This window comes from Flavobacterium pygoscelis, assembly GCF_023162025.1.
GTDB lineage: Bacteria > Bacteroidota > Bacteroidia > Flavobacteriales > Flavobacteriaceae > Flavobacterium > Flavobacterium pygoscelis.
Genome location: NZ_JALNUB010000007.1, coordinates 16,192 through 40,577 on the forward strand (window position 1 = coordinate 16,192; position 24,386 = coordinate 40,577).

Annotated in this window: 14 protein-coding genes; 9 read left to right on the plus strand and 5 right to left on the minus strand. The window is 31.4% G+C overall.

Going from position 1 to position 24,386, the window contains the following annotated elements:
• Nucleotides 1-59 precede the first annotated feature (59 nt).
• The 5 genes from rpsA (at nucleotide 60) to MW871_RS11855 (ending at nucleotide 9,844) form a co-directional block, all read left to right on the plus strand.
• Complete coding sequence (gene rpsA / locus MW871_RS11835; protein ID WP_188051060.1) at nucleotides 60-1,841, plus strand: 30S ribosomal protein S1; 1,782 nt, start codon at nucleotides 60-62, stop codon at nucleotides 1,839-1,841.
• 157 nt (nucleotides 1,842-1,998) lie between these two features.
• Nucleotides 1,999-5,796 carry a T9SS type B sorting domain-containing protein gene (locus MW871_RS11840; protein WP_248428733.1) on the plus strand — a complete coding sequence of 1,266 codons (3,798 nt, stop codon included), beginning with the start codon at nucleotides 1,999-2,001 and terminating at the stop codon, nucleotides 5,794-5,796.
• A 25-nt stretch (nucleotides 5,797-5,821) separates the two neighbouring features.
• Nucleotides 5,822-6,757 (plus strand): PorP/SprF family type IX secretion system membrane protein, encoded by a 936-nt coding sequence (locus MW871_RS11845; RefSeq protein ID WP_248428734.1) that lies wholly within the window; start codon nucleotides 5,822-5,824, stop codon nucleotides 6,755-6,757.
• A 73-nt stretch (nucleotides 6,758-6,830) separates the two neighbouring features.
• The gene (locus MW871_RS11850; protein ID WP_248428736.1) at nucleotides 6,831-9,086 is read left to right on the plus strand and encodes an OmpA family protein; all 2,256 of its coding nucleotides are present in this window, start codon (nucleotides 6,831-6,833) and stop codon (nucleotides 9,084-9,086) included.
• Nucleotides 9,087-9,289: 203 nt separating this feature from the next.
• Complete coding sequence (locus MW871_RS11855) at nucleotides 9,290-9,844, plus strand: fasciclin domain-containing protein (RefSeq protein ID WP_210646599.1); 555 nt, start codon at nucleotides 9,290-9,292, stop codon at nucleotides 9,842-9,844.
• A gap of 114 nt (nucleotides 9,845-9,958) precedes the next feature.
• Here MW871_RS11855 and pheT read toward each other — a convergent pair whose 3' ends face one another.
• The 5 genes from pheT to recG all read right to left on the minus strand — a co-directional run bounded on the left by pheT (nucleotide 9,959) and on the right by recG (nucleotide 20,849).
• The gene (pheT, locus tag MW871_RS11860) at nucleotides 9,959-12,379 is read right to left on the minus strand and encodes a phenylalanine--tRNA ligase subunit beta (protein ID WP_248428737.1); all 2,421 of its coding nucleotides are present in this window, start codon (nucleotides 12,377-12,379) and stop codon (nucleotides 9,959-9,961) included.
• A gap of 498 nt (nucleotides 12,380-12,877) precedes the next feature.
• On the minus strand, nucleotides 12,878-14,188 hold the full coding sequence (locus MW871_RS11865; protein WP_248428916.1) for a TolC family protein: 1,311 nt from the start codon (nucleotides 14,186-14,188) through the stop codon (nucleotides 12,878-12,880).
• A gap of 78 nt (nucleotides 14,189-14,266) precedes the next feature.
• On the minus strand, nucleotides 14,267-17,365 hold the full coding sequence (locus tag MW871_RS11870; protein WP_248428738.1) for an efflux RND transporter permease subunit: 3,099 nt from the start codon (nucleotides 17,363-17,365) through the stop codon (nucleotides 14,267-14,269).
• A gap of 88 nt (nucleotides 17,366-17,453) precedes the next feature.
• Nucleotides 17,454-18,512, minus strand: coding sequence for an efflux RND transporter periplasmic adaptor subunit (locus MW871_RS11875; protein WP_188051053.1), 1,059 nt, complete (start codon nucleotides 18,510-18,512; stop codon nucleotides 17,454-17,456).
• Nucleotides 18,513-18,740: 228 nt separating this feature from the next.
• Nucleotides 18,741-20,849: an ATP-dependent DNA helicase RecG gene (recG, locus tag MW871_RS11880; protein ID WP_248428740.1), complete on the minus strand. Its 2,109-nt coding sequence runs from the start codon at nucleotides 20,847-20,849 to the stop codon at nucleotides 18,741-18,743.
• A gap of 409 nt (nucleotides 20,850-21,258) precedes the next feature.
• Here recG and MW871_RS11885 point away from each other — a divergent pair, with 409 nt between their 5' ends.
• The 4 genes from MW871_RS11885 to MW871_RS11900 all read left to right on the plus strand — a co-directional run bounded on the left by MW871_RS11885 (nucleotide 21,259) and on the right by MW871_RS11900 (nucleotide 24,386).
• Nucleotides 21,259-21,678, plus strand: a complete 420-nt coding sequence (locus tag MW871_RS11885; RefSeq protein ID WP_248428741.1) for a MarR family winged helix-turn-helix transcriptional regulator — start codon at nucleotides 21,259-21,261, stop codon at nucleotides 21,676-21,678.
• Between the two features lie 2 nt (nucleotides 21,679-21,680).
• On the plus strand, nucleotides 21,681-22,103 hold the full coding sequence (locus MW871_RS11890) for an organic hydroperoxide resistance protein (protein ID WP_210646594.1): 423 nt from the start codon (nucleotides 21,681-21,683) through the stop codon (nucleotides 22,101-22,103).
• A 28-nt stretch (nucleotides 22,104-22,131) separates the two neighbouring features.
• A complete protein-coding gene (locus MW871_RS11895) occupies nucleotides 22,132-22,767 on the plus strand; it encodes a nitroreductase family protein (protein ID WP_248428743.1) in 636 nt (211 codons plus the stop codon).
• A gap of 575 nt (nucleotides 22,768-23,342) precedes the next feature.
• Nucleotides 23,343-24,386: a serine hydrolase domain-containing protein gene (locus MW871_RS11900; protein WP_248428745.1), complete on the plus strand. Its 1,044-nt coding sequence runs from the start codon at nucleotides 23,343-23,345 to the stop codon at nucleotides 24,384-24,386.

Consider the following 24,386-nt stretch of genomic DNA (forward strand, 5'->3'; position numbering starts at 1 on the left):
GCTGTTTTCTAACGCTTTAAGAAACTCGAGAGAATACAGAATACAAATTTTTAATCAGCATGTCTGAACAAGTAAAATCACAAGAAGAGTTTTTAGCAAATTTTAACTGGCACAATTTCGAAGAAGGTATTGATGCTGTTGATGAGAAAAACTTATTAGAATTCGAAGAACTAGTTTCAAAAACTTTTATCGCTACTGATCAAGAAGAAGTGGTAGATGGTACAGTTGTTAGAATTACAGATAGAGACGTTATCGTTGATATCAACGCAAAATCGGAAGGTGTTATTTCATTAAACGAATTCCGTTACAACCCAGCATTAAAAGTAGGTGATACTGTTGAAGTATTAATCGACATCCGTGAAGACAAAACTGGTCAATTAGTTTTATCTCATAGAAAAGCACGTACTATCAAATCTTGGGATAGAGTTATTTCGGCTAACGAAACAGGAGAAATCGTTAATGGTTTTGTAAAATGCAGAACTAAAGGTGGTATGATCGTTGACGTTTTCGGAATTGAAGCGTTTTTACCAGGATCTCAAATTGATGTTAAACCAATTAGAGATTATGATGTATACGTAAACAAAATGATGGAATTTAAAGTTGTGAAAATCAACCACGAATTCAAAAACGTTGTTGTTTCACATAAAGCGCTTATTGAAGCGGATATCGAAATTCAGAAAAAAGAAATCATAGGTCAATTACAAAAAGGTCAAGTATTAGAAGGTGTTGTTAAAAACATTACTTCTTACGGTGTCTTTATTGACTTAGGTGGAGTTGATGGATTGATTCACATTACTGACCTTTCTTGGTCAAGAATCAACCACCCATCTGAAGTTCTTGAATTAGATCAAAAATTAAACGTTGTAATCCTTGATTTCGATGATGAGAAAACAAGAATTCAATTAGGATTGAAACAATTAAACGCTCACCCTTGGGATGCTCTAGATGCTAAATTAGCAATTGGAGATAAAGTAAAAGGTAAAGTAGTTGTAATCGCTGATTACGGTGCATTTATCGAAGTTGCTGAAGGTGTTGAAGGTTTGATCCACGTTTCTGAAATGTCATGGTCTACTCATTTACGTTCTGCTCAAGATTTCGTAAAAGTTGGTGATGTTGTTGAGGCTGTTATCTTAACTTTAGATAGAGATGACCGTAAAATGTCATTAGGTATCAAACAATTGACTCAAGATCCTTGGACTGACATTACTTCTAAATACCCAGTAGGTTCTAAACATACAGGTATCGTTAGAAACTTTACAAACTTTGGTATTTTCGTAGAATTAGAAGAAGGAATTGATGGATTAATTTACATCTCTGACTTATCTTGGACTAAGAAAATCAAACACCCATCTGAATTTGTAAATGTTGGTGAAAAACTTGATGTAGTAGTATTAGAATTAGATGTTGACGGACGTAAATTATCTTTAGGTCACAAACAAACTACTGCTAATCCTTGGGATCAGTATGAAGATTCATTCGCTGTTGGAACTATCCACAACGGAGAGATCTCTGAAATTGTTGACAAAGGAGCTACTGTAGAATTCGGAGATGATATCGTTGCTTTCATTCCTACTCGTCACCTTGAAAAAGAAGATGGTAAGAAATTGAAAAAAGGTGATTCAGCTGATTTCAAAGTAATCGAATTCAACAAAGAATTCAAAAGAGTAGTTGCCTCTCACACTGCTATCTTCCGTGAAGAAGAAGAGAAAAATGTGAAAACAGCTACTGAAAATACTTCTTCTGCATCTTCATCTACAAATGCACCAGCTGCAACTTTAGGTGATAACAATGATGTATTAGCAGCATTGAAAGCTAAAATGGAAAAATCAGAGAAAAAATAATTTCTTGAAATTTTTTGAATATAGAAAGCCTCACAGCAATGTGAGGCTTTTTTTGTTTATTTAATTTTTTTTATTTTAACAAAAAATTAATATAAAAGTAATATTAAACGTATAATTAAATAAAAAAAGTATATTTTTGAGTAAATAATAACAAATTATGACTCGAAAATTACTTTTCTCTTCAAAATTTAATGGCTTTTTAACACTTTTGTTTCTATTACTGTTTTCCATAAATACAACTGCACAATGTGCTGGTGATTATGGAGTACTAAGTGATGTTTGTGATATAGCCAATCCCAGTAGTAAAACAATTAATCTTTTTGCTGGTTTGGGAGGTAGTCCTCTTACTGGTGGTATCTGGACTGATACTAATAAATCAGGAGGTCTGGATAAGAACACCGGAATCTTAAACGCACAACTAATAAAGAAAAGCGGTATTTATAATTACACCTATACAGTGAGTGGTGTACCAGGTTGTGCTGATAATACTGCTGTTGTAACCGTAACAATTGGTGGATATACAGGAGTAGCAGGACCTAACGTTTCTATTTGTACAACTAAATCTGCCTATAATTTATTTGAAGCTTTTAATGGAAATTTTTTAGAACCTCAAAGAGGCGGTACTTGGTTTGGAAATACTACTAATACTGGATTGAGCGGTAATTTATTGAATGCAATAAACTTGAGTGATGGAGTAACTTACGAATATACCTATTCTATAAGTGCCATTGGTTCATGTCCAGCTACACCAGATGTAAAAGTATATATTACCGTTTTTAGATCTCCGCAATCTGGTATTCCTAATGATTTATTGGTATGTTCTAATCAATTAAGTGCCTACACTAATTTAAATTTAAACGATAGATTACAAGGAGAAGATGCTGGAGGAATGTGGACAGAAAATACAACGAATGAAATTGATAATACTGATCCGAATGATTCTTTTATTGATGTACAAAATATTTACAATACTAGAGGACCTGGAACCTATCGATTTACTTATACCGCCTTCACAGATAATAATGTATGTCAAAATCAAACTTCAAATGTCGATATTACAATTGAGCGATTATTAGATTATACAGGAGCTGTTTTAACCGTCAACTCTTCAATTTGCGAAAGTGATATAGGTAGAACATTAGTTCAGGCACGTATTAGTGATGTTGTCAATATCCCAGATGGTCGCTATACAATAACCTATACGGTATCAGGAGCAGCAAATTCAATGACAACGACACAAGATTTTGTAAATAATGTTTTAATTTTTCCAATTGCTCCTAATAATTTTTCATCAGTTGGAGATTATACCATAACTGTTACTAATATTGTTAGTGCAAATACTCTAGGTATTTGTAACAATATTATTCCTAATTTTTCAGCAATTATTAAGATCACTCCGATTCCAAAAATAGATAACGCAACATTAACACTTGCTCCAATTTGTCAAGATAATGAAGCTATAGTTCAATTCTCTGGAACATCAAATCTTTCTGATGGATTGTATGATATTGTTTATAACCTAAGTGGAAGTAATATTTTAAACGGAGTACCTGCAACCATAGATGTTGTTGGAGGAATTTCTTCCTTTGTTATTCCTGCTGCATTTATAGGTAAAAGTGGGACAACAAAAATTACAATTTCTAAAATAATAAACACAACTACTGGTTGTATTAACACAGCTACTCTTAATGGTGATCTTATTATAAATCCTCGTTTAGATCTACCTAGTTTAAATATTACAGTTGAAAATGTTTGTATAAATCAAGAAACAGAAGTAAATGTAACTGGTTTAGGAAATTTAACTTCTGTTATCGTTAGTTATGATTTGTCAGGAAGCAATATTGCCGGAACTACGCTGGTGACTTTTCCTGTAGCTTTAGGAAAAGGTACATTTTCAATTCCTTCAAGTAAAATTTCTTTATCAGGTGATACTACTTTTACTATTCTAAGTGTAACTAATGCAATCACAGGTTGTATGATTAGTTTAAATAAAATAAAAATCTTTACTGTTTATGCTCTTCCAGATCCTACAACTACTGATTTGAAATTTTGTGAATCTGAAAATGCAACTGTTGCTCAATTAATACCTCAAGGTAACCAATATCAGTGGTTTGATTCTAATACAAGCACTACACCTTTACCTAATACTACCGTATTAAATACAGGGACTTATTTTGTAAAAGAAAAAAATCTAACAACTAGTTGTGAATCAGTTTTAAAACCAGCAAACGTACAAGTTTATATATCACCAGAAATTAACAATGCAGTATTAAGAATTGACGCTGTTTGTCCTTCTTCAGATGTAATTGTAAACTTTGAAGGTCCTTCAAACTTAGCAGATGGTGATTATAACATTCTTTACAGTTTGAATGGTACAAACACGGCTAGTGGAATTTCAGATTTGCTTCGCATTACAAATGGAGTAGGTTTCTTTAAAATTCCTTCTACTCTTATTGCTAATTCTGGCTCTACAACATTGGTAATTAATAGAATTACTAATGCTGTTACTAACTGTTTTACTGCACCCATATTAAGTCAATTTTTTGATGTAAAACCTTTACCAGATGCATTAAATTTGGTTGTAATTATTAAAGATGTATGTCTTGGACAAGGTGCTACTATAGAATTAGAAGGTTTGCAATCATTAAATAAAATTGATCTTAGTTATACTATTACAGGTAAAAATACTGTTAATCTTCAAACGATTTCTTTGGATGTTGTAAACGGAAAGGTAAATTTTACTATTTCACCAACCAATCTTACTACTGCTGGTGTAAGTAATTTTACTATTTCTGCAATCACTAATAGCATAAGTGGTTGTACACTTTTAATGAATAAAATAACCAATTTTACTGTTAATGATACTCCAGATATCTCTTCACTGAGATTTGTAGTAAAAGATGTTTGTCCAAATCAACCTATGATTGTAGAAGTTTCTGGATTAGGGCTTTTGACAAAAGTTTTGTTTGATTATACACTTTTGTCTCCTTCTAAATCTACTAATTTTCAAACGCAATCGTTAAATGTAGTTGGAGGAAATACTACTTTTGCTATATTAGGATCTGAACTAAGCACTACGGGTGCCTATACTTTAACTCTAAATGATATTACAAATGGAGTAACAAATTGTTCTAAAACAACAATTTCTTTGAGTCAAAACTTTAATGTACTGCCTATTCCTGCTACTCCAACAGCTTTAGATCAAGCGTTTTGTAAGGAAAACTTAAATACTGTTGCTAATTTGGTACCTAATGGATTACAGTATAAATGGTATAATTCTGCCACTAGTACCCAATCATTATTACCAACAACTCCTTTAGTAACGGGTACTTATTTTTTAAGAGAATTAAATGGTATTACAGGTTGTCAATCAAACGCTACCTCAATTAATGTACTAATAAATAGCGTGCCTATACCAATTTTAAATTCAGATGGTCAGTTGTTTTGTGGAGCTGACAAACCTACGATTCAAAATTTGACCGACAATACCAATTTCACTGGAACATTAACTTGGTATAATTCTTCCAATAAAGTTAATGCTTTAAGCAACACTGATTTGCTTGTAGAAGGAGTAACTTATTATGGTATAGATTATAACAATACTACAAAATGCGTTTCACTTCCTTTAGAAGTAACTGTTTCTCTAAGCTCTTGTAATATAACTCCTGATGGATTAATTATTCCTGATGGATTTTCTCCAAATGGAGATGGTATTAATGATACTTTTGAAATTAGAGATATCGAATATTTATTTCCTAATTTCTCCTTAGAAATTTATAATAGATATGGTAATGTGCTATTCAAAGGGAATAGTAGTAAACCTGCGTGGGATGGAAAAAACTCTAATTCAAGTTTTATAAATGGCGATGCACCAACAGGAGTCTATTTTTATATTATTAATTATAATAAAGACAACTTATCTCCTAGACAAGGTCAACTTTATTTAAATCGATAATCCTTTATTTTTAAAATCTATTCTAATGAAGAAAACAATATTTTTTGTATTTTTTTTCCTTACTATTTTTAAGGCAAACGCACAACAGGATCCTCATTTTACACAATATATGAATAATATGAGTGTGATAAATCCTGCCTATTCGACGGCTACTCCTCTAATTCTTAATTTAGGAAGTATGTACAGATACCAATGGTCAGGTATAAAGGGAGCACCAAAAACTTTTAGTTTATTTGCTCACACTCCTCTAAATGATAAGATAGAAGGTGGCTTTTCATTAATTTCAGATGATATAGGTGATGGCGCTAAGAAAGAAACCAATTTTTTTTCTGATTTTGCTTATTCAATTCGACTAAGTAAAAAGGAAAAACTTTCATTTGGTTTGAAAGCAGGATTCAGAACGATAAGTACCAATTTTAATGGTTTTGTTTTAAATAGTGGTGATGTATCTACTGACCTTGCATTTATGAATAATGTTAATGAAACACTACCAAATATCGGTGCTGGAGCTTTTTATTTTACTGATAATTATTATCTAGGAATATCAGCGCCTAATTTACTTTCCTCAAAAGATATAAAATCAACTAAAGCTATTAATTCTTTCGGTCCAGAAGAAATTCATACTTATTTTACTGGAGGTTATGTTTTTGATATTAATCAAGACTTTAAATTTAAACCAGCATTCATGGCAATATTTGTAAAAGGTGCGCCAGTATCAATTGATTTGACAGCAAACATATTGTATAATGAGAAGTTTGAGCTTGGTGCAGCATACCGATTTAATGACGCTGTAAGTGTGTTAATGAATGTTAATGTAACTCGTAATCTAAGAATTGGTTATTCTTATGATTACACGGTTTCTAATTTAAGTCAATTTAATTCTGGTTCTCATGAAATTGTACTATTGTATAATTTAGATTTTCTAGGAAAAGGCTACGACAAATCACCAAGATTTTTTTAAAATTATATACTTATGTGTTTATTAAACCAATAATAAAACACCAGTAACTTTCTTAACAAACAAGTCTCTTCATATGAAAACAATATATATACTTCTAATCCTATTTTCAATGCAATTTATGCAGGCGCAACAACAGGATCTGCAAAGGGCAAATCGTTTGTTCGAAAAAACATATTATAGCGATGCAATTCCTATTTATGAAAAATTGAGTTTAAAAAATAATAATGCTACACTAATCAAAAATTTAGGAGACTGTTATTATTATACAAATCAATACGATAAAGCATTCACACAATATTCTCTTTTAAGCAACAAAAAAGATTTAGACGAAGATTTTTATTTCCGATATGCGCAAACCTTAAAAGCAAAAGGAAAATACACAGAAGCAAACACTGTCCTAAGAAATTTCTATTTAGAATCTAACAATACAAAAGCGATAGAGAAATTAGATAAAGAAATCATAACATTAAAAAATGTTTTAGCAATTGGCGATCGGTTTGAAATTAAGAATATGACCTTTAATACAATTAATTCAGAATTTGGAGCTGTTATTTATGGAGATCATTTAGTATTTGCTGCTGTAAAAATGAATCCAAATTTATTTAATAAAACCTACAAGTGGAACAATGAATCTTATTTAAATTTAGTTAGTATTCCTCTAAAAAATAGTGTCGTTACAGATTCAATTGTTACAAATTTTTCGAATGATTTGAAATCTGGAATGCATGAGTCAAATGCTATTTTTACAAAAGATGGTAAAACAATGTATTTTACCAGAAACAATTCAAACAATGGCAGAAGAGCTAAAAATGAAGATAAAATTTCAACAATTCAAATTTTTAAAGCTGAATTAGTTAATAGCAAATGGACAAATATCGTTTCATTGCCATTTAATAACGCTAATTATTCAGTAGAACATCCTGCGTTAAGCACAGATGAAAAAACATTATATTTCGCTTCAGATATGCCGGGAACTTTGGGATCATTTGATATTTTTAGCGTTTCTATAAATGGATCAAATTATGGAAAACCAATCAATTTAGGAGATCAAATAAACACTTCAAAAAGAGAACAATTTCCTTTTATTTCCAAAGACAACAAATTATATTTCTCATCAAATGGACATGAGGGTTTTGGTGCATTGGATATTTTTGTTTCGAAATTGGAAGATGGAACTTATTCTAAACCAGAAAACGTCGGATTACCTGTAAATTCAGGTTTTGATGATTTTGCATTTTATATAGACTCTGATTCTAAACTAGGTTATTTCTCATCTGATAGAATAGGAGGCAAGGGTAAAGATGATATTTATTCGTTGAAAGAAATTAAAGATTTAATAATTGAAGATTGTAAACAATATATTGCTGGTACAATAACAGATGTTGATTCAAATTTAGTTTTAGAGAATGCTATCCTTATTTTGAAAAATGATTTAAATCAAGAGATTGATAAAATGGTTACTTCATTAGATGGTAAATTTAGTTTTAATGTTCCCTGTGATGCAAAGTATTCTTTATTTGTTAGCAAAGAAAATTATACTGACAATAGTAAGAAATTACAAATCAATTCCGAAAGAGATCAATTGAATGATGGTTCTATGCGAATTCGATCTTTGGAAATTATTAAAAAAGAGCAAGAATTAGCGGATGAACAGCAAAAAGCTAAAGATTTATTAGTAGCACAACAATTAAAAGAAGCTGAATTAATTGCTATTGAACAAAAAAGGAAATCTGATGCTATTGAAATTCAACAAAGAAAAAAAGAAGAAAGTATTGCTTTAACTCAAAAGAAAAAAGAGGATGCTATTGCACTTAAATCTAAAAAAATGGCAGATGTTTTGGCTGCACAACAACTAAAAACCGAAAAAATAATTGCAGATAAGAAAGCATCAGAGCTTGAAATTTCTAACAAAAAAGAAAAGACAGCTTCTATTATGGCGGCAGAAAATGATGTTATTAAAGATAAAAATAGATTGATTATTAAAACGGATCCTATTTATTTTGATTACAATATGTGGTACATTCGTAAAGAATCAAAAAGAATTTTGAATCGCATTGTAGAGTTGATGAATAAATATCCAGATATGGTTGTAGAAATTGGTTCTCATACAGATAATAGAGGAAATGCAAAATTTAATGCAGATCTCTCTCAAAAAAGAGCCGATGCAACTAAAAATTATATATTAGAGCAAGGAATTAAAAAAAATAGACTAATATCTAAAGGTTATGGAGAATCTGTTCCTATAATTAAGTGCATTCCAGAAAATTCATGTGACGAAGAACAACATGAATTGAATAGAAGAAGTGAGTTTGTAATTAAGGATTTATAGTTTTTTAAATAACAACTAAAATTTTGAGATAGTAAGCAATAGAGTTTTAAACTTTATTGCTTTTTTTTATTTTAAGTTAAAATGCTGATTATAAGTTTAATATGTTTTTTACAAAAACAAAATTAAAATAAAATTCTCTTTTTTAAAACCAAAACGAATTGATCTGCGTAAATGACTTTATATAACTTAAAAAAATAGATTTTATGAAAACTAGAAAAATTTTATCAATTGCATTTATCGCATTAGTATTTGGAGCTACCTCATTCGCACAAAAAACAGTTATGGTTGGTGGAGCAGCTATGTATCCAACTAAAAATATTGTTGAAAATGCAGTAAACTCAAAAGATCACACTACACTTGTTGCAGCAGTTAAAGCAGCAGGATTAGTTGAAACATTACAAAGTAAAGGACCATTCACCGTTTTTGCCCCAACAAATGCAGCGTTTAATAAATTACCAAAAGGTACTGTGGAGACATTATTGAAGCCAGAGAATCTTAAAATGCTACAAACAATTTTAACCTATCATGTTGTTGCAGGAAAAATGAATTCTTCTGATATAGCTAAAGCTATTAAAATGGGTAATGGAAAAGCTACTCTTAAAACAGTGAGTGGTGGTACACTAACTGCTTGGATGAAAGGAAAAAACTTGTACATAACAGATGAAAATGGAAAAAGTGCTAAAGTAACAATTGCAGATGTAGATCAATCAAATGGTGTAATTCACGTAGTTGATGCTGTTGTTTTGCCAAAAAGTTAATTTTTGATAATAGGTTTGTTTTTTGTTTAGGAAAAAGGTTCTGCATTTTGCAGAACCTTTTTTATATAAAAAAATCCCATTTATCGAAACAAATGGGATTTCAAAAAAAAAAAATTATCTTAAGCTTGCACCAAGTTCAGTTTCAAAAGCGGTTTGTAATTTGCTCATGATTTTATCAATTTGTACATCTGTCAAAGTCTTCGCATTATCTTGTATCGTAAATCTTAGTGCGTATGACTTTTTACCTTCTGGTAGATTTTCTCCTTCATAAACGTCAAATAAATTTATGTCTTTCAATAAAACTTTTTCAGTTTGTTTTGCTAATGAATAAATAGTTTGATAATTTATACTTTGATCAATTAGTAACGCTAAATCACGACGAACTTCAGGGTATTTCGGAATTTCAGTATACTTTATTTTTGTAGAAATTAATTTTAAAATTAACGCCCAGTTAAAATCTGCATAAAAAACTTCTTGTTTGATTCCAAAATGTTTTAGTATTGATTTTTTTACCACTCCTAATTCAACAATCGTATCGTTACCATAAGCAATTGCAATTCCTTCAGAAAAAACGTCTGAAGTTGGAGGAACATTTTGAGATTTAGTCAATCCTAATCTAGAGAGAATTAAGCTCACATACCCTTTGAATAAAAAGAAATCAGATGGTTTATTTGTCTGAGTCCAATTTTCTTGATTTCTATTTCCAGTTTGAAATAAACTTAAATGCTTTTTTTCTTCATAACCTGCAAGGTAGTTATGATAGGTTTTTCCGAATTCAAATAATTTTAAATCAGCATTTTTACGATTAATATTATAAGATACTGCTTCAAGACCAGAAAACAATAATGATTGTCTCATTGTAGCTAAATCGGCACTTAAAGGATTTAACATGGTCACATTATGAGAAGCTTTCAGTTCTTCTGAAAGTTCAACATAAGAGGCCGTTGTTAATGAATTAGCCATCATTTCATTAAAACCTTGTGAATTTAATTGAGTAGCTATTATATTTTGAATTTTATAATCTTCATTTCTTGGAGAATTCGCTACAGTTGCATTAACTTTTTCAGAAAAATTGATGTTGTTGTAGCCATAAACTCTTAAAATTTCTTCTATTACATCAATCTCTCTTTGAACATCAACTCGATAGGAAGGAATTGTTAATCCTAATCCTGCATCAGAAACACTATTAACTTTAATATCTAGAGAAACTAATATTTTTTTTATAGTATCGTTTGGTAAAACTTCACCAATAATTTTCGCTACTTTACTAAAGTTTAAAAAAACTGTAAAATCTTCAATTTTCTTTGGATAAACATTAATTACATCTGATGTTATTTCTCCACCAGCAACCTCTTGTATTAATAAAGCGGCTCTTTTTAAGGCATATTCAGTTATAGTTGGATCAATACCTCTCTCAAATCTAAAAGAAGCATCAGTATTCAATTGGTGTCTTTTAGCTGATTTTCTAACACTTACTGGATTAAAGTAAGCACTTTCTAAGAAAATAGAAGTAGTTGTCTCCGAAACTCCAGATTTTTTTCCACCAAAAACACCTGCAATACATAAAGGACCTTTCTCATCACAAATCATTAAATCTTCTTCGTGTAAAGTTCTTTCGATATCATCTAAAGTAATAAACTTAGTTCCTGTGGGAAGAGTTTGTACTATAATTTTTCCATTAATTTTTGAAGCATCAAAAGCATGTAATGGTTGGCCTAATTCGTGTAGAACATAGTTGGTAACATCAACAATATTATTTTTTGGATTCAAACCGATTGCTTTTAATCTATTTTGCAACCAAGCAGGTGATGGTTTCACCTCGATACCAGAAATAGTTACTCCACAATATCTTGGAGCAAGTTTTGGATCTTTTACATCAATATCAATTTTTAAAGTTCTTTTATCAACTCTAAAATTACTTACAGATGGCGTAATCAATTCTACATTGATTCCTTTTTGCAACATACCAGCTCTTAAATCACGTGCAGTTCCTAAATGACTCATGGCATCAGCGCGATTGGGTGTTAAACCAATTTCAAAAACTTCATCATTTTCAATTTTAAAAACAGTTGCTGCTGGAGTTCCTGGAATTAATTCATCATCAAGAACCATTATTCCATCATGACTTTCACCTAATCCTAGTTCATCTTCTGCGCAAATCATTCCGTGACTTTCCTGACCACGAATTTTTCCTTTTTTTATGGTAAAAGCAACACCTTCTTTATCATATAAAACCGTCCCGATAGTAGCAACGGGTACTTTTTGTCCAGCTGCAACATTGCTGGCACCGCATACAATTTGTACTGGAGTTCCAGTACCTAAATCTACTGTTGTTATTTTTAAACGGTCTGCATCTGGATGTTGAATACAAGTAAGAACATGTCCTATAACAATCCCTTCTAATCCCCCTTTAACCGATTGGTATTTTTCAACAATCTCTACTTCAAGACCTAAATCTGTTAGTAAAGCTGCTGTTTCTTCAGAATTAGAATCTACTTTAATAAATTGTTTTAACCAGTTGTACGATATTTTCATCTGTCAATTTTAATGAGATTGCAAATATAAGGATTGCAGACTGTAGAAAGAAACAAAATTTTTTGTTTTTTCTAACTCTTTTCAAACAATAGCTATAGATGCTATAATAGAATTGAAACAAAAATCGAGTTTTTAAAAAAGATATTAATGAGATATAAAATTCAATATCTGTTATTTATGGAAAAGTCAATTTATTATCAGAAGGGCATGAGATAAAAATTAATTAAAAAATTATCTAATAATGGGAAAACATTGCTGATGTAAGAGTTTTAAAAGCAGAAATAATTCCTGTAATTGTTTCTATTTCTTTTCAATTGCAATAATTTAAAAAATCGTAATCCAACAACGATACCCACTTAGGAGTACGTAGTGACGAGATTAGTTCTTCAATAAGCATCACTAGTTGACCTTTTATTGAATTACGATTTTCAGGATATATTTGCTTGGATAGAAATAGTGTACTAAAAATATAGATTTTATAAGGTGACAAAACTATAGTTACAATGCTATAGTTCCTGCTAATTCTTTTAATGCAATTTCAGATAATTTAGCCTGAAATTGAGCATTACTATAGCGCACTTTAGCATTTACATAATTTAATTGTGCTGTTCTAAATTCGAGAGTAGTAATGGTACCAATTCTGAATTTATCTAAAGTAATATTCAAGTTTTGGTTAGCGATAGCTTCATTTTTTTCTTCTAAATCAATCAGTTCTAAGTTGGTTAAATACGTTTGATACGATGTTGCTAATTGCGAATACAATTGCTGATTTTGTTGATCGAATTCTAATTTTGAGTTTTCAATTTGAATTTTAGCAATTTGTTCATTTCTGTTTTGTGCAAATCCGTCAAATAAATTTAGTGAAGCACTAAAACCATAATTTAAACCTCTGGCTGACGATTGAGTTGTAAAACCAAGACCAGACTGACTATCAGAAAAATTATATCCCGTATTTAGTTTTACAGTAGGGTAGCGGGTACCTTTAATTTGTTTTAATTGTAGCTCAGCAACCCTTTTATTGATAATTTGAGATTCTAATTGCGGATTTTGTTTTTCTGCCAACTCAGTAAGTTCAGGAAGCAGTAATTGCGAATCTACTGTTATTGAATCTACCACAATAAAATCTGTTTTAGCATCTCTTGCTAAAATTTGATTAAGTACAATCTTGGTATTAGCATATAATTCTTTTTGTCTTAAAAGAGCAACTTTGTCAGTGTTTAAATCTACTTGAGCGTTCAATACTTCTAATTTAGATGCTTTTCCAATTGAAAATCGGTTTTGAGCCAAATTCAATCGTTGGTTTGATATTACAATCGTGGTGTCTAAAGCGGCTAATTGCTGTTGCTGTTGTACTAAATCAAAATAGGTATTATTAACATCACTAATTTTTGTAATTATAGTAAGCTTTAGTTGGGCTTCTCCTAATTTTTGCAATTCTTTTAATTGATCCAACTTTGCGAACATTTTAAACCCGTCAAAAATGGTCCAGTCTAAACCAACTCCATAATTTAAATTGCTACTTTTAGCATTGTTCAGTTTCGTAACTGTTCCGTCAGAACGTGTTTGCGAAAGGTTTTGAATACCATTATTATCTACTATAGTAGCGGTTGCTTTAGGTAACATTCCTGCATTACCAGCAGTAGCATTTGCTTTATTGACTAAAGAATTATTGGATGCAATCTTGATTTCATAATTATTTTCTAATGCAATTTTAACTGCATTTTCAATAGTTAATACCTCTTGAGCATTGGTTTTGATTACACAAAAAAGTAACAAAATCAAACTTCGAAACAGTATTTTAGTATTTATCATAATTGTATTTTTAGAAAACGAATAAATTTTTCTGACTACTATCAAGTTAATTTACTCGCATTGGCTGTTTTATTACTAATGTTTAACTTCTTTTTCATATTCTTCAATACGATCAAATTCCGGATAATGTTTTCTAGCTTTAGACCACATTAAATACATGGCTGGAATAACAAATAATGTTAAAACCAAAGAGAAAATAGTACCTCCAACAATCACCACACCCATTCCCATTCTACTAGTAGAAGCAGCTCCAAATGACATAGCAATAGGTAATGCACCTAATGAAATGGCTAAACTGGTCATCAAAATAGGACGTAATCTGGCTTCTGAAGCTTCTAAAATGGCTTCTAGTTTTGGTTTACCTTGTTCCCGCAATTGATTGGCAAATTCTACAATTAGAATTCCATTTTTGGTTACCAAACCAATAAGCATTACCGTTCCAATTTGGCTAAAAATATTCCATGTTTGATTGAATAACCATAAGGAGAATAAAGCTCCAGCAACCGCCATTGGAACTGTAAGTATAATTATAAAAGGATCAATAAAACTTTCAAATTGAGCAGAAAGAATTAAGAAAATTAATAATAAAGCCAATCCAAATGCAAAAGCGGTATTCGAGCTACTTTCGACAAAATCTCTAGATTCACCGCCTAAATCAGTGGTAAATGTATCGTCTAGCACTTTAGCTTTAATTTCGTTCATCGCATCAATTCCGTCACTGATACTTTTTCCAGGAGCTAAACCAGCAGATACTGTAGCAGACAAATATCTATTATTGTGATACAACTGCGGTGGATTACTTTGTTCTTCTACGTTTACAACATTATCCATTTGTATCAGTTCTCCTTTATTATTTTTAACAAACATCGACGTTAAGTCCAAAGGTTTAGAACGATCTTTTTGATCAAATTGTCCAATTACTTGATATTGTTTTCCGTTTCTCATAAAGTAACCAAAACGCTGTCCACTTAAAGAAAGCTGTAATGTTTGAGCAATATCAATTACTGAAATTCCTAAACTCTCAGCTTTTTCACGGTCTATTGTTACGTTAATCTCAGGTTTGTTAAATTTAAGATTCACATCAGTAATAGAAAAGGTTTCGTTTTTTGCCGCTTCATCCATAAAAACAGGAATTTTTTCTCGCAGTTTTTCAAAATTGGGTGCCTGAATAATGTATTGAATCGGCAAACCACCTCGTCTATTTACAGCAATAGTAGGCTGCTCGATAATAGATGTTTTAGCTTCTGGATAACGCTTGGTCCACTTTGTCAATTTCTCAGCAATTTCTTTCTGTGATTCTGTTCTTTCTCCGGGTTCTACTAATGAAACTCGAATAAAACCACTATTGACAGAAGAAGAACCAAAACCAGGTGATGTGATAACCAAACTCACTTTTTTACCAGGAATTGAATCATCAACTAGTTTTGAAATCTCTTGCATGAAACGATCTGTATACTCATAAGAGGAACCTTCGGGAGTAGTCATTCGCATCACAAAACTACTTCGATCATCATAAGGTGCAGTCTCTTTTTGCAATAAATTAAAGAATAAATAGATCAACCCAAAACAAGCGAATAAAATAGGAAAACTAAGCCATTTTCTTTTCATGAAATTGGTTAGTGCATCCGCATATCCTTTATTTAATTTTTGAAAATAAGGTTCTGTTTTTAAATAAAAGTTAGATTTTTTTTGTTCACCACCTTTCATCAAATAGGCGTTAAGCATTGGAGTTAATGTCAAGGATACAAAAGCAGAAATTAGAACTGCCGCACCAATAACGACTCCAAATTCCCGAAACAGTCGACCGACAAATCCTTCTAAAAATATTACTGGCAAAAATACAGCCGCTAGAGTTATAGAGATAGAAATTACAGCAAAAAAGATTTCATTAGATCCTTTGATTGCTGCTTCAATAGGCGTCATTCCTTCCTCTACTTTCTTAAAAATATTCTCGGTAACTACAATTCCATCATCCACAACAAGCCCTGTTGCCAATACAATTGCAAGCAAAGTCAATACATTTATAGAAAATCCAAAAAGCCACATAATAAAGAAAGTAGCAATCAAGGATACCGGAATATCAATTAAAGGTCTAAAGGCAATTGCCCAATCCCTAAAAAATAAAAAGATAATTAAGATTACTAAAACAATAGAAATTCCTAGCGTTTCCGCTACTTCAATAACCGATTTCTTAACGAAAATGGTATTGTCGATTGCTATGTTTAACTTAATGTCTTTTGGTAAATCTTTTTTTAAGGCTTCAAAAACTTTATAAAATTCTTTAGAAATATCTAAGTAATTAGCACCCGGCAATGGAACAATTGCTACACCAACAAGCGGTGTTCCAGATTGTGTCATTTTGGTTTCTAAATTTTCCGGTCCTATGCTCGCAATTCCAATATCACTTAATCGAACTATTTTTTCTCCATCGGAACGTATAATAATATTATTAAATTCTTCGGCAGTAGAAAGATTTCCTACTGTTTTTACTGTTAGTTCAGTATTAGCGCCTGTAAGTTTACCTGATGGTAATTCTACATTTTGTTTGTTTAATGCATTTCTAACTTCAGCAACTGTACAACCATACGATGCTAATTTTATAGGATCAATCCACAAACGCATTGCGTATCTTTTTTGTCCCCAAATCTGAACGCCACTTACGCCAGGAATAGTTTCTAGTCGTTGCGAAATTACGTTTTCAGCATAATCGCTTAGTTCTAATGCACTTCTGGTATCACTTTGAACAGTCATCGAAATAATAGCATCACCATTAGCATCTGCTTTCGATACAACCGGAGGAGAATCTATATCTTGTGGAAGGTTTCTTACGGCTTGCGAAACTTTGTCACGAACATCATTTGCAGCATCTTCTAAATTTTTATCTAAGTTAAATTCTATTGTAATGTTACTACTTCCCTGAGCACTAGAAGAGGTTACATTACGAATACCATCAATAGAGTTTATTGCTTTTTCTAAAGGTTCTGTAATTTGTGATTCAATAATATCAGCATTTGCTCCAGCATAATTAGTTCTGATAGAGACTTGTGCCGGATCAATTGATGGAAATTCTCGAACTCCCAGGAATGTGTACCCTATTAATCCGAATAACACAATGGCCAAGTTCATCACTATGGTCATTACGGGTCTTCTTATACTTGTAGTTGATAAACTCATTTTGTTATAATATAAATTAGGAGTTATGAATTAGTAAAGCCGAATTATAAGTTTGATAAAGTACCAAATAACTATAATTCACAACGTATTATTTTACTTTTACAATAACGGGATCGTCATTCTTTAGAGCCATTACACCATTAGTAATAACGGTATCGCCTTCTTTTAATCCAGAAAGTACCAAAACAGAAGTTTCTGTTCTTGTAGCAGTTTCTATCATCAATTCTTTTGCTAAACCATTACTAGAAATAAAAATTTTCTTTCCGTTTTGTACTGGTACAATAGCTTCGGTAGGAACTACAATAGCATTTTTTATAATATCAAGCGGCAATTCTACGTCAGCAAAAGTTCCTGGTAACAATTTCCCGTCTTTATTTTCAGCGATGGCACGAACCTGTAATGTTCTTGTAGCAACTGCTATTTCTGGCTCGATTGCATATACTTTAGCCGTATAACGATCTTCAGAACCAGCCACTTTGAAGGTTAATGTAGTATTAGATTTGACTTGATTAGCATATTTTTCAGGAATTGAAAAAGTAATTTTTAATTTTCCTGTATTCACTAATTTTGTGACTAAGATTGCTGGAGTAATATAAGTTCCTGGAGAAATAGAGCGCAAACCAATTTTCCCAGAAAACGGAGCTCTTACGGATGTTTTTGCAATTTGCGCTTGAATCAATTGACTTTGTGCTTGTGCTGATTTTAAATCAGCTCTTGCTAAATCATATTCTTCTTGACTAATAGCTTCTTTTTGTAACAATAACTTGGCTCTTCTTTCATTTTCAGAAGCCAATCCTTCTTTAGTTGAAGTTTGTCTCAATTGCGCTCTTAATTCAATATCATTTACCTTAAAAAGTACTTGTCCTTTGGTAACATTGCTTCCTTCTTGAAAATAAATTCCTTCTACAATACCCGAAACTTCGCTACGAATTTCTACTTGTTCATTGGCTTCAATAGAACCAGAAAGAGATAAATTATTGTCAAAAGTTTGATATTTAACAACAATTCCGCTTACAGTTAGTGATTTTCCTTTTGCTTTTGGATCTTTAGAATCTCCTTTTTTTGCACTGTTAGAATTAATTCTATATCCTATAAATCCAATTAATCCAATGGCTAAAAGGGCGTAAACGAGGTGTTTTATTTTCATTTTTTAAAGTATAAATCAGTTTTTGGTATCAAAAATATTAGTCGGAAACAAATTTAGGTTTTAGAATTCAAAATAATCAATATGTTAAATATTATTTAACGTTTGTATATACAAATATTAATACTATCATAAAAATAATTGTTTTAGAATAGACTAAAGCTAATTATACAAGACTCTACAATAGATTAAAGGTTTAATCAAAGATTTAAAAAAAAAGAAAATTTTATTTTAACTAATATAATTCCAAATATTTTTCTTTTTGGTCATTTCGATGTAAACGGCTCGTAATGAGTGATGTTCTGGTTTTTCCATCGCTGGATCTTCTTTTAGTAATTTCATGGCGTAATTTCTGGCTAGAGCCAAAGTATCTCGATCCCGAACTAAATCAGCAATCTGTAAGTTAAGCACACCGCTTTGTTGGGTTCCCATTAAATTACCAGGACCACGAAGTTTTAAATCTACTTCGGCAATTTCAAAACCATCATTAGTACGTACCATAGTTTCCATTCGGGTTTTACTATCAGCACTCATTTTATGGCTTGTCATTAGTATGCAATAACTTTGTTCTGCACCTCGTCCTACGCGACCTCGAAGCTGGTGGAGTTGTGATAATCCAAAACGCTCGGCACTTTCAATAATCATTACACTCGCATTGGGAACATTTACACCCACTTCAATGACAGTTGTTGCAACCATTATATTTGTTTTCCCTTCAGAAAAGCGTTTCATTTCAGCATCTTTGTCCGCTGGTTTCATTTTTCCGTGCAAAATAGAAATAGAATATTGTGGTAACGGAAAATCTCTTGAAATACTTTCGTAACCATCCATTAAATCCTTATAATCCATTTTTTCCGATTCTTGAATCAAAGGATAAACAATATAGATTTGGCGACCTAAAGCAATTTCATCTCTAAGAAACTTCCAAACTTTTAAACGATTGCTGTCAAAACGATGTACTGTCTGGATGGGTTTTCTTCCCGGAGGCAATTCGTCTATCACAGAAATGTCTAAATCACCATATAAACTCATTGCTAAAGTTCTGGGAATAGGAGTGGCGGTCATGACTAAAACATGTGGTGGAATCGTGTTTTTCTTCCACAATTTAGAACGCTGTTCTACTCCAAAACGGTGTTGCTCGTCAATTACGGCAAGACCTAAGTTTTTAAACTTTACTTTATCTTCTATTAAAGCGTGAGTGCCAATAAGAATATCTAAAGTTCCGTTTTCTAATTCTTCATGAATTATTCGGCGTTGTGCAATTCTAGTCGAGCCCGTAAGAATTCGAATATTAATATTCACCGTTGATGCCAATTCAGATAAACCCATAAAATGCTGATTGGCCAAGATTTCTGTGGGAGCCATTAAGCACGCTTGAAAACCATTATCTAGCGCCAAAAGCATACTCATAAATGCCACAATAGTTTTACCAGATCCTACATCTCCTTGTAACAATCGGTTCATTTGAGCATTGCTGCCCATGTCATTTCTTATTTCCTTGACAACCCTTTTTTGCGCATTGGTAAGTTCAAAAGGTAAATGATTCTGATAAAAATCATTAAAATAGTCACCTACTTTGGTAAAAGGATGTCCTTTTATTTTGTGTTTTTGAATGAGGTTTTTTGTAATTAATTGCAATTGTATAAAAAACAATTCTTCAAAAACTAACCGGAATTTTGCTTTCGCTAAAGCTTCGGTACTTTTGGGGAAGTGAATATTGAATAAAGCTTCTTTTTTAGAAATCAGTTTTAATTCAGCAATCAAATATTCAGGCAATGTTTCGGTAAATAAATTTTGTGTTTCTACAAACAATTGTTGCATCATTTTATTGATGACTTTATTTGAAACACCTCGATTCGTTAAGGTTTCTGTAGATGGATACACGGGTTGCATAGCAGAACGAAGACTTTGTTTATGCTCTGTCATTAATTCAATTTCCGGATGTGCCATATTAAAGGTATTCCCAAAAGAAGTACATTTTCCAAAAATCACGCAAACTTCATTCACTTTTAAGCTTTCGCGAATCCATTTATGCCCTTGAAACCAAACGAGTTCCATTTGTCCCGTATCATCAACAAAGGTTGCAACAAGGCGTTTTTGGTTTTTACCAAATTCAACCGTTTTAATGTTTATTATTTTTCCAATAATCTGTACTTCGGCACCATTATTTTGAAGTTCATTTATTTTATAATAGCGCGTTCGATCTATATATCTATTGGGAAAAAAATTAACCAAATCCAAATACTTATGAATTCCCAACTCTTTACGCAGCAATTCGGCCCGATTAGGTCCAACACCTTTTAAGAATTCAATGGGAGTAAGTAGTAAATTTTGTTGCATTGTGCGAAGATAGTTTTTTGTTCGGAAACTTAAAAATGCACCAATCAATATGTATTGAGCAATTTGTTTCGCAAACAGATTGAAATTCAATTAAATTTTAAATCTAAAAAGCACTATTTTTTACAAGAAGCTGTTCTCGCTATTCGTTACAAGCTTTTCGGGCTCAAACCTTTTTTCTATGTTGCGGTAGGAGCTTCCTGCGGTCGCTCTACTACAACTAGAAAAAAATGGTTATCACCTCGTAAAGGCTTTCCACTGCTATCAAGGCTAAAAAAAATAGAGTAGTACAGAAAATTAAATATTTAAGTCTCTTGATGAAATATAATAACAGTTAAATTAATATTAATTTTACACAATTAAATTGTACACAACTTAATTATATTTACCTTTGTCACTTCAAATTGAATCCATGACAAATCAACTTAATATTAGCGAGCAAGTTTGTTTTCCAGTTTATTTGTTTGCAAAGGAAATAATCAATCAGTATCGACCTTTTTTAGAGGAACTAGAATTAACCTATCCGCAATACCTAGTAATGCTTGTTTTGTGGGAGCAGGAAACTCAAACAGTGAATCAGCTTGGCGAAAAGCTAAAACTAGACAGTGGTACACTTACTCCATTATTAAAACGAATGGAACATAAGGCATTTATAACCCGAATTAGAAGCACAGTAGATCAGAGAATTGTCAATATCACATTGACCAAAAAAGGTAAATTGCTTAAAGAAAAAGCAACTTGTATTCCCGAAAAGTTAATGCAAGCTATGAATGTAACAGTAGAGGAATTAGCAGTTTTAAAAAATATAATTACTAAAATATTAGATAAATAAGCATGAAAACAATGTACACCACAAAAGCTACCGCAACAGGAGGTAGAAACGGCCAAGTAAGGAGCGAAAATGGAGTTTTAGCTATTGATGTGAGACATCCAAAAGCTCTAGGCGGAGCTAATGAAGATTATGCAAATCCAGAAATGCTATTTGCAGCAGGCTATTCTGCTTGTTTTGATAGTGCTTTGAATTTGGTTATAAAAAAAGAAAATATCCAAACGGGCGAAACAACGGTAACAGCAAAAGTGAGTATCGGACAAAATGATGCTGGAGGATTCGGATTAGCAGCTGAACTACATGCTAATATTCCTGGAGTAACTATTGAGGTTGCACAATCTTTGATCGAAAAAGCACATCAAGTTTGTCCCTATTCAAATGCTACGAGAGGAAACATGCCAGTAGAATTGACGGTTTCAAACAATTAATATAATTATATAAAAAGATAGATAAAAAATGGCTTTATTAGAAGATTTAAATTGGAGACATGCTGTAAAAGCATACGATGCAACTAAAAAAGTAAGTAAAGAAAATATTGATAAAATTGTAGAAGCGGCCCGTTTGGCTCCCACTTCATCAGGTTTACAACCTTTTAAAGTACTTGTAGTTGAAAATCAAGAATTAAAAGAGAAATTAGTAAAAGGCGCTTTAAATCCAGAATGTATGAGAGATTGTTCTCATGTAGTGATTTTCGCTGCTTGGGACCGATATACCGAAGATCGCATTGATAATGTTTATGATTACACAACAGATCAGCGTGGTCTAGAAAGAGGTCGTTTTGGTAGTTATACTGATATGTTGAAAAAAATCTATCTAAATCAACCTGCTGAAGAAAATTTTGCTCACATTGCAAGACAAACTTATATTGCTTTGGGACTTGCTTTGGCTCAAGCTGCAGAATTAAAAGTCGACAGTACACCTGTAGAGGGATTTGATAACAATGTGATTGATGAAATATTAGAATTAGAAAAATTAGGATTAAAAAGTGTTTCTTTAATGTATGTAGGTTATGCCAATACACCATTGGATTGGATTGCTCCTATGAAAAAAGTAAGAACACCAAAAGAAGATTTTTTAATAGAGTTCAAATAATCTTTAAATATTAATATAACATTTTAATTTTGTTATATCCTACTTCAAAAAGCCTAGATCAAACACAGTTTTGGTTTAGGCTTTTTTTATTTTCTGTCCTAATAGTTATGAAGTATTGCAATTAGCCTAATTGATTTTCATAAAAATTATGATACATAAAAGAACTTCGGAATTGTTATGACATATAATTAAGAAAATTTTCGTTAAAATTTTTTTAGTTAGAATATTTAAAATAATTTTACTCAGTTATTATCTAAAGTAATGAATTATAGAAATACCGATAAAATTTCAATGATTCCAAAATATTAAATTTATAACATTACTCTTTTATGAAAGTTTCGAAAAAAATCTATTTAATTCTAGCTATTCTATTTCTAATCTCTTTTATTTTTTCCTTATTTAATACAGAAACAACTCATAAAATACTATTTTGGGAAACGAATATTTGGGCCTATCGTATTTTTAGATTGGTAATTGCCGTAGTATTTATGAAATCTTATTTGGATAGTAGAAAATAGGATCAACCAAATGAATAAGAATGCTTTACTACAATTAAAATAATTCAGAAATAGAAGATGAAAATTAAAAAAAAGACCATTTACTTTATTTGTGCAGCACTATTGTTTGTAAACAGTAATTCCTTTGCTCAAAAAACTAACGATTATATTTCATCAATTGACAGCTTAATTAAAACGACTAACATTCGAAAGTTTAATGGAGTAATTGTGATTGCAGAGAATGGCGTTGCAAAATATACAAAAGCCTATGGTTTTGCTAATTTCGAAAAAAAAACACCTTTGCAAGCTCAAGATTATTTTAAAATTATGTCTAATTCGAAACAAATTACAGCTGCATTGTTGTTGCGAGAAGTAGATAAAGGAAAAATTGATTTACGATCACCCATAAAAAAATACTTACCTTTTTTGACGGAATCTTGGGCAGATTCGGTTACGGTTCATCAATTATTAAATCATACCCATGGTATTTTGGCTTTAGATAAACCATTATTATTTAAACCAGGAACTAATTTTAAATATGGGAATATTTCTAATGTGCTTTTAGGTAAAATCATCGAATTTTCTAGCAAAAAGACATACAATCAAATGGCGGATTCCCTTTTTGCGTCATTAAAAATGAAACATACTTTTGCTTATGCAAAAGATAATAAAAGAGCAATTGTTAGCGGTTATACCAATAAGGAAGGTGTTTTTAAAGCTGTAAAAACTTTACAAATTACAACTGATTCAACACCAGCGGATGGTATAATTACTACTGCAAGCGATTTAGTCATTTGGAATTCTAATTTGCATAAAGGAAAAATTCTAAAGCCAGAAACGTATAATTTGATGGTATCTGAAACAGTTTTAGCTCAGCACGATTCCTTTGGAAAAGAAAAATGTGGCTATGGTTATGGGATCCGTATTAACAATAATGGCAAAACAAAATATATAGGTCACACAGGTTTAGGTGATGGTTTTGCTTCTTTAAATGTTTATTTTCCTAAAAGTAAAATTAGCGTGATTGTATTAGAGAATCAAATGAATGATAAAATTGAATTGGCATATTATTTCGGAAATGAAATAAAAAACATTATTTTAAAACAAGAGAATTCTAAATAA

Coding starts and splice junctions, on each gene's coding strand:
- rpsA (WP_188051060.1), top strand. CDS start 60: ATGTCTGAACAAGTAAAATCACAAGAAGAGTTTTTAGCAAATTTTAAC.
- MW871_RS11840 (WP_248428733.1), top strand. CDS start 1,999: ATGACTCGAAAATTACTTTTCTCTTCAAAATTTAATGGCTTTTTAACA.
- MW871_RS11845 (WP_248428734.1), top strand. CDS start 5,822: ATGAAGAAAACAATATTTTTTGTATTTTTTTTCCTTACTATTTTTAAG.
- MW871_RS11850 (WP_248428736.1), top strand. CDS start 6,831: ATGAAAACAATATATATACTTCTAATCCTATTTTCAATGCAATTTATG.
- MW871_RS11855 (WP_210646599.1), top strand. CDS start 9,290: ATGAAAACTAGAAAAATTTTATCAATTGCATTTATCGCATTAGTATTT.
- pheT (WP_248428737.1), bottom strand. CDS start 12,379: ATGAAAATATCGTACAACTGGTTAAAACAATTTATTAAAGTAGATTCT.
- MW871_RS11870 (WP_248428738.1), bottom strand. CDS start 17,365: ATGAGTTTATCAACTACAAGTATAAGAAGACCCGTAATGACCATAGTG.
- MW871_RS11875 (WP_188051053.1), bottom strand. CDS start 18,512: ATGAAAATAAAACACCTCGTTTACGCCCTTTTAGCCATTGGATTAATT.
- recG (WP_248428740.1), bottom strand. CDS start 20,849: ATGCAACAAAATTTACTACTTACTCCCATTGAATTCTTAAAAGGTGTT.
- MW871_RS11885 (WP_248428741.1), top strand. CDS start 21,259: ATGACAAATCAACTTAATATTAGCGAGCAAGTTTGTTTTCCAGTTTAT.
- MW871_RS11890 (WP_210646594.1), top strand. CDS start 21,681: ATGAAAACAATGTACACCACAAAAGCTACCGCAACAGGAGGTAGAAAC.
- MW871_RS11895 (WP_248428743.1), top strand. CDS start 22,132: ATGGCTTTATTAGAAGATTTAAATTGGAGACATGCTGTAAAAGCATAC.
- MW871_RS11900 (WP_248428745.1), top strand. CDS start 23,343: ATGAAAATTAAAAAAAAGACCATTTACTTTATTTGTGCAGCACTATTG.